The sequence below is a fragment of the Alteromonas sp. Mac1 genome, assembly GCF_001562125.1.
Classification (GTDB): Bacteria; Pseudomonadota; Gammaproteobacteria; order Enterobacterales; family Alteromonadaceae; genus Alteromonas; species Alteromonas stellipolaris.
On record NZ_CP013932.1, the window covers coordinates 2,447,787 to 2,459,391 of the forward strand.

Consider the following 11,605-nt stretch of genomic DNA (forward strand, 5'->3'; position numbering starts at 1 on the left):
AATTTTTGTACTGCCACTTTAAGATCGTTTAGCTAACACTACTTACCTTGCTGTGCGGTGTAGGAAGGTTGCCAGCAACGCCTTGTGCTACGAAGGGCACAAGATGACTAATCACCTCTTCAATATTCACATGCTTATGAAAATCTGACTCAGCAATTTCTGTTAGCGCGCGGCTTGAGGCCATTGAGAAAACAAAACTTCCCATTGCAAAGTGCAAACGCCAGAAAAGCTCCTCTTGAGGTAAGTCGGGCAAGCATTGTTGAATAGCGTCAACCAAGGCTCTAATTGTCTCGCCATAGTCGTTCATAATGAAGCGACGTAAATGCCCTTGGGTTTCATTATATCCACGGCCCAATAGCTGAACAAAAATGGCTGTACCTGACGGCCTGAGCAAATTGAGTTTCAACATGGGTGGAATAAGTGCATACAACAAAGTAGCGACACCTTGGCTACCAGAAGAAACCTTATTGTTGGCTAGGCAGGCATTTACTTCAGGCATCAAAATATCGAAATACCTTTTAAGCACTGCCTGAATAAGATTTTTTTTACTACCAAAGTGATAATTGACTGACGCTAGATTAACCTCGGCGCGAGTAGTAATCTCTCGCATCGATGTCTGCGTGAACCCTTGCTCTGAAAAGAGCAGTTCTGCGGCATCCAAAATATCAGCTTTAGTTTGCTTCGCCATTTTTTATTTTTCTTTAACCTAAGTACAATCACGCCCGTTCCAAAACGCAGGAAACGACTTGGAACGGGGCGAAAAGGTTACGCATAACCAATTAGGAAATCTGTAACCTATTAATTTATATTAATTATTTTTAGAACCAGTGTCTTGCTTTATTCCAAGACTGCATAACTACCCGTTCGGCCACAGCAGCAACAGATAGCCCTAGCTTTTCTGCCACATTTTTCTTCAACGAGTACTTAACTTTAAATATTTCACGTTCTGGGAAGTGCGACAAAATGTAGTCATCAGAGGTTGAAAGCTCATCAACCAAACCTAATTCTTTTGCTTTAACACCTGGCCAATATTCACCCGTTGCTACTTTCTCTATGTTCATTTCTGGGCGTTGGCTATGAACAAAGTCTTTAAATAAAGTGTGGATTTCTTCAATCTCTTCTTTAAATTTTGCGCGGCCTTCATCGTTGTTTTCACCGAACACGGTAAGTGTACGTTTGTATTCACCCGCCGTATGTTGCTCAAATTCAACATCGTTTTTCTTCAATAATTTATTGAAGTTAGGCAATTGTGCTAGCACACCAATTGAACCGATATACGCAAATTGAGACGCTAACAATTTATCTGCCACACAAGCCATCATGTAACCACCACTGGCCGCGACTTTGTCTACTGCGATGGTTAATATGAGACCTTTTTCTTTAATGCGCTGTAACTGCGAAGCTGCTAATCCATAACCATGTACCACGCCACCACCACTTTCTAAGCGCACAAGTACTTCATCTTCTTTGTTGGCTACACATAAAATAGCGGTGATCTCTTCACGTAAATGCTCAACCTCATTGGCATCCATAGAACCTTTGAAATCAATCACAAATAAACGAGATTTTTCTTCTTCATCGCTAGCTTTCTTATTTTTACTTTTGGCCTTATCTTCTTTCTTCTGCTTTTTAGCCAATTGCTTCAGTGCTGCTTTATCGAGCAGTACTTGCTTAGCGTAATGGGTAATGTCCTTTAGTTGCTCTGAAAGCGAAATTATTTCTAACTGACCTTTACCCTGTTTCTGCTTACTGGCAACGCCAACAATGGTTGATACCACGATAATAAACGCGATAACCAAGGTAACGGCCTTAGCCACAAATAAACCGTATTCGTACAAAAACTCCAAATCTATCTCCTAGTACAAAATAAAAGGGTCTGTAGTCAGACCCTCCTTAACGACCTTATTGTCTAAATAGAACTTACATTAAGGCGACATTATATAATGGCGCCTATAATAGCAGTCTAATTTTCCTCTGACGATAGTGTTAATGTACTGATTGTATTTGCAGATATTTCTTCGTCGGTAAAATACAACTCACGTAACCTAGGTTGAGACGAATAAAGTTCGGTTTGATCAAGGGAATTTTCACTGCCGTAAGCCCTTGATTGAGAGTATGAAAGAAGACCTCTTCCCTTTGGCCCTTCTTCTGTAAAGTTAATGACCATCATCCAACTGCTACCATAATTGATATGATAACCTTGCGCTTCTGCGCTCATAATAGTATTGCTGTTAAGCGGTGCATAGGTATGCCTTGGCAACAAGGTGCCATTATTGTTAGGCACAATGCTAAAGACATTAAAGCCACCTTCAATGTTGTGTGCACCCGCCCATGGAAGTTTCACACCCGATGCCGTGCCATTCGGCAAGCTACGCTCAACAAATTGAACTTCACCCAACGTTGCATCAAGTGCTACGCCGGCTTGGTTAACAACCTGAACCGCTGCAGCAAACTGATTAATAGTGGTTTCATTCTGCAATAAACCACTAGGTGTGGTTACTGGGTTATCAACAGAAAACGGCGTTTCCCACTGGGGATCCCTGTCAAATTGAAACGCAAACTCTCTAAATACGTGTGCTCCAACACTGTCTTTATTCATGGTTCCATCCCATGAGGCTAATGCTGCACAGCCAGCAGAGATATCTACGTCTTCACCATTAACCGAAACTGGAGCACTACCTTGCGCAGTACAAGCTTGAAGTAAGCTAGGTAGCACCATATCAGCCAACATGCTTCGATTGTTGAGTAGCAAAGTTTCAACTTCATCAGGCGTAAATGTGTTGTCACTGCCTGCTTCAGATTCAATAAATTGCTGAGCTAAACGTGACCGCAGACTTTGCTGATTTTCCACATTCCCATAAAGAGGCGATACGCCTGTGATGGGCGACGATAAGTTTGTTAACCAAAAACTGTTGTTAGAGTTTTGTACTGAATCTGTTCCCTCATACTTTGGTGCTTCCTCGTAAGGTACAGGTCCATCAAAATCAAACGCTGAGGCGAAACCGGGTAGAACCGTAAAACCAGCCGCTATTTTGGTCTGAACTAACACAGGATTAGTGGTTAATTCTGAAATGGCAGTTTCCGTTAAGTTAGGGACAGTAGAATCATCAATGTAAAAGACCTGACCGTCAGCCGAAGCAGACATGGTGTTATTGAAAATAACGCCGTCATAGTCTTTAAAGGCTTGTTTGAACTCATCCATAGAGCCAGCCATATTCATCGCTAGCCAATGATCAACAACGTCCAAATTCGGTAAGTTTGCGTCCTTTATGGCAAACGCATTGGTTGCTGTCCACTCAAAATTACCCGGCACTTCAATCATAGGCCCGTAATTCGTGTAATAGGCTGTTTTATTCAGCGTGATGGTTTGACCTGGTGCCACCGCTACCTCAATTTGCATTGGTTTTTTGTAAATGGTGCGTTTGCTACCATCAACGCTATGCGTAAGACCAGCGCTATCATCTTCATCTAAGGTTAATTGGTAAACGACAAAGTGCTCAGCAGTAGAAAATGTGTGTGTCCACGCAACATTTTCGTTAAAGCCTATATTCACCGCCCCAGGTAAGCCCGTCAAAGAGCCCCCCGTCACGTTTAAATAACCAGGTATTTGCGTATGGAACTGCCAAAAACGTAAATTCCCCGTGTGAGGAAAATGAGGATTCCCCAATACCATTCCCATGCCATTAGTGGTTTTATCACTGCCTAACCCCCAGCCATTTGAGCCCATGTCTTGCGGATTTTTTTCGGGTAGCGTTATGGTCGGGTTAATTTTAAATGGTGCAGCATTTTCATTTGTCAGCAAAGTGGTGTTAGATGATGTCGCTGTGACTTGTGTAGCGATATTAGTGTTCGCTGCCGGTGTAGGTAAGTAGCTTTCACCTTCAGGTGCCGCTAAAAACATTGGGCCTAAAAAGTTAGCTGCACCTGGTAATAAAGCTACACCCAATGAGTAAGTTAACAAGTCAGTGCTGTCGATATCCGTTACCCAAGGCTGTCCAGCACACGACTGGTCTTGATCAGCCACAGGTGTGTCCGCTAAATAGCGATTGTAACCTGCTGTATAACCTTGAAACATGGCTCTTGAGTTAGCTGACATGCGGGCTAAATTCTCTTCAGCCAGCGCACGAATCCCCAATGTTAAAAAGCCAAAATCGTTGATAAGGTGCTCTGAATCACCACTGCCCGCTTGGTTGTCGGGACCAAAGTATTTCGATCGCTCAGAATTATATTTAATAATTTGATCGGCCAAAATACATAAATTATCTTTAGCAAACGCATAACCCACCCCGTAGGCCATACTTTCTAGATTATCCGCTTTAACATGAGGTACACCGTACGTCGTCCACGTTATTTCAGCAGTTAATACGCCATCTGTATCAAAAGCAGGTATCGGTGTGGGTGTGGGTTCAACCGGAGTTGGCTCAGGCGCGGTAGGCGTTTGAACGTTATCAAAATTATTGTCGTTCCCTCCACAACCTATTAGTGTGGCAGCAATAGAGGCTGCGAGAAGTGTACGATATGGCAAAATACGTTTCTTTGGTATGTTCACAAACTGTCCCTTATTGTTGTAATACTCGAAATCAAGATCCTGTACCTTTCTTTCTTCAACAGATCCGACCAATTAACACTACATTAACAACAGGAAACATTCAAACAACATTTTGTCTTTAGCGTAAATATGCAAAAAAAAAGACCGACATAAGTCGGCCTTTTCATGTTTATGAATCAACTAGTTACATATCATTAGTTAGATACAACGGTCTCATCAGTAATAGGTAATATCGTAGCGTCAGACGCGATATACCCTGCTACTTCCCTTTGCATTTCAGCCGTCACTGCCGCACTGGCTGCTGGGCTTAAACTTGATGCATGCGCACCACTGTTGAATAAAACCAAGCCACTTAATGCATCGCTACCAGATTGAGTAGTTGTCACCTGCTCTAAACCAATGGTATTAGCAAGAGCTAACTGACCAGACAATGGTAATGATGTACTAACGGGTATGACTTGGTCAGGCAAGTTTTCTTCACCGCCATCACCTACCACTGTCATCATATGTACCGGCGTCGTTTCACCAAGCGTAGTAGCATAGTTAGTTGGGTCACCAGCGTCCATCACCGTTTGTGCAGCAAATGCGAATTCAGCAAATACCGCATTCACTTCTGCAGCTTGTTCATCGCTTAAGGCATCCATAAATGCGCTTACCGCACCCACTAACTGTGCTTCTGAAACATCAGTTGTGCCATAAAGCTGAGTTAACAAGGCAACAAACTCTTCAGACGACTGAGATAAAAGCAATCCTTTAATGAGCGGACCAAAGGTAGGAGACTCAAGTAAGAACTGAGCCGCACCGCCTCCTGGAGACTCTAACGAGGCTTGTTTAACAGCGTACATACCGTCTAACGCACCTAATGTTTCGCCCATGCTGGTGTTAGCTACTGCGGCAAAGTTACCGCCAGTAATAGCGCCTAGTGATACACCCATGATAGATACACGAGACATATCAAATGACACATTCTGACTTGCGGTAGCATCAACTACTGCGTTTAAACCTAAACGTAAGCCCAATAAATCAGACACGCTTTGACGCAGGTTATCACGCGCAGTTGGCAAGCTAGCCAAGTTCATGTAATGCGTAGCACTTACCGTTGTTGCATTAATTTCGTCTATACCGTCACCGTCTAAATCATAACCACGAGTACCGTGAAGCGGTTGGTCGATAGCTACCGAAGCAATGCCTGCCAAAGACAATGTCCCCGTAATGGCTAGCATATCTTCTTTTTTACTGGTGATACCATGGGCTAGAATTACTACAGGCCAACCCGCTTCTGGCATGCTGACAGAAAAGCCAAGTGCGCCCGCAATTGCTGGGTCAGGAATAGTCACCTGCACATCTAGCGTCTCTTCACCCATGTTTCCGCCAGTCATCTGAGGGAATGGGTTAAACTTAGTGATGTTACGGGCGTTATCTAGCATTTCGCCATCAACACGTAAATCAGATAAGCCAAGGCTCGAGCACGTTTCGAAATTGGGACCTGGTGTAGCACTAGCGAGTACTTCATCAGAAGCCGTTGCTAACACAATACCGCTGTCGCAGGCTGCTTGCCAAAACTCGTTAACCGGCGCTGTTGGGTTTTCTGCGCTTGGGACACCTAAGAAATAAGGAAGCGACACGCTACCTTCATAACGTTGTGCCGCACAAAATGGGCCCGCTTCAGCAAGTATGCCAGTTGACACAGCTACAGCGAAATCGTTTACTGCACCCCATTGGGCAGACAACTGACCTGATACAGTACCCGCTAACCCAGCACACGTTTCAAGAGCACTGAAGTCAGTGGCTTCGATAATAGGCACTAAAGCTGCTGCCTCAGCAGGTAAATTATCTATACCAACTGAAACCGCACCAGCCACCACATCTTCGGTAACTAAGTTTAATGCTTCCATCGCCGTAGGTGCGCTATCAACGTCCCCCACTACAATAACTGGAAGTGCTTCACCTGCGGTTGGGTCTCCAGCAGCAGCGCGCGCAGCAAACTCACCCACCATCACTTTTTTGATAGTGTCGAGTGAATTCTCAATTGATTGAGTAGTGAATGCAGAAACATAGGTGATATCTTCACGCTCATAACCTGCACCAATCACTGGGTTCACCAATGAGTTCACTATGCCTTGAAGTAGTAATTGAGCATCACTTGATAATGGTAATGTATTAATATCTTGTCGCGTTAAATCCCACGATGTAGAGCCTTGAACTGCTTTACCTGACGAATCTTTCAAAGCAGTGGTCATCACCAACATGTGACCTTGAGCCGGCTTCAATGGCTTTAATGGCACAAAGGTGATAGTTGATTCATCAGCAAGAGAAAGTACATAATCTTCGCCGTAAACCAACTGGTCGCCAAGTTTACAACCCGCAGAAGGCGTTGTGATTTGCGCACAGTCTGGATCGTTTAAATCCAACCCTAAGGTTGCTTCAAACATCAACACACCCGCTGCTAAGGTAGAAGCGTCTAGCGAAACACCCGCTGGTGTCTCCACTGAAATAGCAAATGGATGCTGAGTTGACCAACCATCTAGCACGTTAAGTGCGTTTTGTGGGTCAGCGAAGTTAGTTGGATCGTCTACCGGAATGTTAAGGGTATAATCGAAGAATCCGTCATCCCCAGGCAGCATTAGAAGATCGTTAGGTATATTTAAATCGCCACTAGCGGGATCAAACACGATACGTGAAAATGGTGTTTGGACCTCTGTCTCGGCCTGAATATCGGACAGGGTATCATCGGAGCCGCCACAGCCTGTTAGACCCAGCGCAAGGGCCACACTGGAACTTAATATGAGTTTTCTCATTCTTACTCCCTACAAGCATTGTTGTTATTCTGTGTATCTAAAACTCGCATTGCTTGTAAGATGGCACCTTTAAAGCCTTGTTCTTACTGCAAACTCACCGAGTTTCAAACATGTTAGACCAGTTGTATCTCCCTCAATCTTATTAACTTTGTTGCAACTTTGCAAAGTTTTGTTAACGCTAAACGTTATTTTTTTTTACGTTTGGCGTTTTTATACTTCGAAAGTTTTACTTATTGCCCAGTGTGAGTATCATCTGCACCTATATAATATGAAACTATTGTGCAGAAAAACACATGCGAATTTATAAAGGAAACTGATGAACGATTATCAAGCCCCTGCCGATTTATTAAAGGGTAAAGTCATTCTTATCACAGGTGCTGGCGATGGCATCGGTGCTCAAGCCGCTCGAACATACGCAAAACATGGCGCAACCTGTATTTTACTAGGCAGAACCGTCTCTAAGTTAGAAGCCGTTTATGACGAAATCGTAAATGCTGGGAGTGTTGGGAATGCTGAGCCGGCACCAGAACCCGCAATAGTACCTTTAGATATAAAAGGCGCAACACCGTCACACTACCAGCAAATGACACAAACCATTATAGACCAGTTCGGTAAACTAGATGGCGTATTGCACAACGCTTCGGTGCTTGGACATTTAAGTTCATTTAAAGATATTGAGCAGCAAGAATGGCTTGATGTGATGCAAACCAATTTAAACGGTACGGTGTTTTTAACTCAAGCGCTAATCCCTGCCCTTGAAAAAGCAGACAATGCATCGGTTATTTTCACTACCTCTAGCGTTGGCCGCAAAGGGCGCGCGTTTTGGGGAACTTATGCGGTATCTAAGTTCGCTACAGAAGGTGTTATGCAGACATTAGCTGACGAGTATCAAAATAAGTCGCTACGCTTTAACTGTATTAATCCAGGCGGCACGCGCACTAATATGCGAGCTCAGGCTTTTCCAGCTGAAAACCCTGATACATTGAAAACACCTGCCGACATCATGCCTATGTATCTTTACCTCATGGGTAAGGACAGTATTGATGTGAATGGTCAATCTCTTGATTGCCAACCTAAGCGCTAGCGCAAAAGATAACAAGCAACAGACCCCCAAAGAAAAAGCCGCGTAAAACGCGGCTTTTTATGATGAACCTTTGTGTTTGGCCTAGCGCACTCCAATGAGTGCACTAGTAGCTGGCTAAAACAGTCACTGTTCGAATGACAATATCAACGACTATCTAGCTTTAGTCGCCTATTTTAGCCCAAGTATCACGTAATCCTACTGTGCGGTTAAACACAGGCTTATCGTCAGTACTGTCGGCATCTAAGCAAAAATAACCGGTACGCTCAAACTGCCATGCACCTGCTTCAGATCCTCGCTTAGCAAGCCCAGCTTCCGCCCAGCCAGTTAGAACCGTTAATGACTCAGGGTTTATCACATCGGTAAAGTTCTCTTCAGCGGCTGGATTCGGTACGTTGAACAAGCGATCGTATAACCTAAACTCAGCTTGCTGTGCAGTACCAGCGTCAACCCAATGAATCACGCCTTTAACCTTGCGGCCATCGGCAGGATCTTTACCTAAAGTGTCAGCATCATAAGTACAGTAAACGGTGGTTACGTTACCGTCTGCATCTTTTTCTACACGGTTAGCTTTAACCACGTAGGCATTACGCAAACGTACTTCTTTATCTAGCACTAAACGCTTGAACTTTTTGTTTGCTGATTCACGAAAATCTTCTGCTTCAATCCAAATTTCGCGACCAAAACTAATTTCGCGAGTACCCATAGACTCATCACTTGGATGATTCGGCGCTACCAAGGTTTCGCTGTCGTTTTCTGGGTAGTTTTCAATAACCAGCTTTATCGGGTCTAGTACTGCCATCGCACGAGGTGCGTTCACGTTTAAGTCTTCACGGACACACGCTTCTAACATGGACATTTCAACCATGTTATCCATCTTAGTCACGCCAATACGTTTACAAAATTCACGTACCGAACCCGCGGTATAACCACGGCGGCGTAAACCTGCAACGGTAGGCATGCGAGGGTCGTCCCACCCGCTAACATGATTTTCTTCAACCAATTGAATCAAGCGACGTTTACTCAATACTGTATATTCAAGATTAAGACGTGAAAACTCATACTGACGTGGCGTGCTGTCAATAGTGATATTTTCAATTACCCAATCATACAAACGGCGGTTGTCTTGGAATTCCAAGGTACACAACGAGTGCGTAATGCCCTCTATTGCATCCGAAATACAGTGCGTGAAGTCGTACATAGGGTAAACACACCACTTATCACCCGTTTGATGGTGATGAGCATGTTTAACACGGTAAATTACCGGGTCACGCATGCACATGAAGGGTGAAGCCATGTCAATTTTGGCACGAAGGCTACACTCGCCTTCTTTATACTCGCCCGCAGTCATTTTAGCGAATTCGCGCTGATTGGTTTCAACGTCGGTATCACGGTATGGGCTGTTTTTACCTGGCGCAGTTAATGTGCCACGTAATTCGCGCATCACGTCTTGGGTTGAAAAATCAACATAAGCTAAGCCTTTGTCGATTAATTCATTAGCGAAGCCATGAAGTTGATCGAAATAATTTGAAGAGTAACGCTCTTCACCATCCCACTCAAAGCCCAACCACTTAACGTCTTCTTTGATAGAATTAACGAACGCAATGTCTTCTTTTGCTGGGTTTGTGTCGTCGAAACGCAGATTACAAGAACCTGAGTAATCTTGTGCAACACCAAAATTTAGGCAAATAGACTTTGCATGACCAATATGCAAAAAGCCATTTGGCTCCGGCGGGAACCGAGTTTTAATACTCTCGTGCACACCATTGGCAAGGTCTTTGTCGATGATCTGACGGATAAAGTTGGTCGGACGGTGCTCAGTCTCGGCCATTCGCGTGTTCCCCTTAGCGTTTAAATTAACGTTCAAAAATAATCGTAACGTTTAAGATTAATAAATATTATGAATTAGTATAACACTGACGTAAAACCGACAACCACGTTTTATTACACCTAGCCTTACAAGTGATTAGTTTTAATGCGATGAAACGGTTTTTTACCGCTTCTGGTATTAAAAAACGGCGTGTGAATAGCAAAAAAAGCGTGGTTAGAAAAAAGTATGGTATCTTTCTTCTTGTCGACAACTCGGTCGTAGCAGACAAACATGGTGCCCATGAAAGAAAAAGCAACCTCTTTTGATATTGCACATTTGGCAGGCGTTTCTCAATCAACAGTATCAAGAGCGCTAAATAATAGCCCTTTGGTAAATCAAGAAACCCGTGATCGGGTTCAGCGTATTGCTCGTGAACTCAATTACAAAGTTGATAAAAATGCCAGTAATTTACGCAAGCAAAAAAGCAGCACCATAGCGCTTTTGTTGTTTGAAGATCCTACCTCAGATGATTCAATGATTAACCCTTTCTTCCTTGCCATGTTAGGTAGCATTACCCGCGCCTGTGCAGCTGCGGGTTATGACTTACTAGTGTCATTCCAAAACTTGGAAGACGACTGGCATGCAGAATATGAAGATTCAAATAAAGCCGATGGCATTATTTTACTGGGGTACGGCGATTACACCGATTACCGCAGCAAAGTGGCACAACTTGAGTCACAAGGCACCCACTTCGTTCGTTGGGGCGCACCCGATGCCGCCCACCCTGGTGTTAGTGTTGGTTGTGATAACTTTCAAGGCGGCTACAGCATTACCGAGCATTTAATTGCTTTGGGCAGAACTCGATTTGCTTTTATTGGTGATTCCGGTAACAAAGCTCCTGAGTTTATGGCGCGTTTTCAAGGGTATAATGAAGCGCTAACAAACCATAATCTTTACGAAAGTTCGTTGCAAAGCGATGCCGTTTCTACCGAAGAAGCCGGTTATGATGCCATTCAAGGTATGTTGAACGATGCCAACACTAACGGAACAGGATTACCTGACGCTATTGTTTGTGCGTCTGATCTCATTGCAATGGGTGTATTAAGAGCGTTAAGGCAAACTGAGTTGAGTGTGCCCGACGATATTGCCGTGGTGGGTTACGATAATATCGCAGTGTCAGCTTTCACAACCCCTGCGCTAACCACCGTTCAGCAAAATACAAAGCTAGCTGGCGAATTATTGGTAAGTACGTTAATTAAAGCTATTTCAAACGAAACAGTAGAAGATTTCCTAATGCCTGCCGAAGTCATCATTAGACATTCATGTGGGGCAAAAAGATAGGCTGCCTAAAGCTAATAAGCGAGACT

General features: G+C 43.9%; 7 protein-coding genes. 2 read left to right on the forward strand and 5 right to left on the reverse strand.

Annotated elements, in window-relative coordinates; translation table 11 throughout:
• Window positions 1-28 precede the first annotated feature (28 nt).
• From AV939_RS10520 to AV939_RS10535, 4 genes are all read right to left on the reverse strand, one after another.
• Window positions 29-688 (reverse strand): TetR/AcrR family transcriptional regulator, encoded by a 660-nt coding sequence (locus AV939_RS10520; RefSeq protein ID WP_057791656.1) that lies wholly within the window; start codon window positions 686-688, stop codon window positions 29-31.
• Between the two features lie 130 nt (window positions 689-818).
• Window positions 819-1,847: a protease SohB gene (sohB, locus tag AV939_RS10525; protein ID WP_057791654.1), complete on the reverse strand. Its 1,029-nt coding sequence runs from the start codon at window positions 1,845-1,847 to the stop codon at window positions 819-821.
• A 116-nt stretch (window positions 1,848-1,963) separates the two neighbouring features.
• Window positions 1,964-4,549, reverse strand: coding sequence for an acylase (locus AV939_RS10530; RefSeq protein WP_082604913.1), 2,586 nt, complete (start codon window positions 4,547-4,549; stop codon window positions 1,964-1,966).
• A gap of 194 nt (window positions 4,550-4,743) precedes the next feature.
• Complete coding sequence (locus tag AV939_RS10535; protein WP_057791652.1) at window positions 4,744-7,347, reverse strand: VolA/Pla-1 family phospholipase; 2,604 nt, start codon at window positions 7,345-7,347, stop codon at window positions 4,744-4,746.
• A 316-nt stretch (window positions 7,348-7,663) separates the two neighbouring features.
• Here AV939_RS10535 and AV939_RS10540 point away from each other — a divergent pair, with 316 nt between their 5' ends.
• Complete coding sequence (locus tag AV939_RS10540) at window positions 7,664-8,431, forward strand: YciK family oxidoreductase (RefSeq protein ID WP_057791650.1); 768 nt, start codon at window positions 7,664-7,666, stop codon at window positions 8,429-8,431.
• 160 nt (window positions 8,432-8,591) lie between these two features.
• Here AV939_RS10540 and glnS read toward each other — a convergent pair whose 3' ends face one another.
• Window positions 8,592-10,259, reverse strand: coding sequence for a glutamine--tRNA ligase (glnS, locus tag AV939_RS10545; RefSeq protein WP_057791648.1), 1,668 nt, complete (start codon window positions 10,257-10,259; stop codon window positions 8,592-8,594).
• A gap of 279 nt (window positions 10,260-10,538) precedes the next feature.
• Between glnS and AV939_RS10550 the strand changes: the two genes are divergently transcribed.
• The gene (locus AV939_RS10550; RefSeq protein ID WP_057796124.1) at window positions 10,539-11,579 is read left to right on the forward strand and encodes a LacI family DNA-binding transcriptional regulator; all 1,041 of its coding nucleotides are present in this window, start codon (window positions 10,539-10,541) and stop codon (window positions 11,577-11,579) included.
• The last annotated feature ends 26 nt before the right edge of the window (window positions 11,580-11,605 follow it).

Excerpts from the sequence above, each read along its gene's own strand:
- AV939_RS10520 (WP_057791656.1), bottom strand. The coding sequence starts at position 688 with ATGGCGAAGCAAACTAAAGCTGATATTTTGGATGCCGCAGAACTGCTC.
- AV939_RS10535 (WP_057791652.1), bottom strand. The coding sequence starts at position 7,347 with ATGAGAAAACTCATATTAAGTTCCAGTGTGGCCCTTGCGCTGGGTCTA.
- AV939_RS10540 (WP_057791650.1), top strand. The coding sequence starts at position 7,664 with ATGAACGATTATCAAGCCCCTGCCGATTTATTAAAGGGTAAAGTCATT.
- glnS (WP_057791648.1), bottom strand. The coding sequence starts at position 10,259 with ATGGCCGAGACTGAGCACCGTCCGACCAACTTTATCCGTCAGATCATC.
- AV939_RS10550 (WP_057796124.1), top strand. The coding sequence starts at position 10,539 with ATGAAAGAAAAAGCAACCTCTTTTGATATTGCACATTTGGCAGGCGTT.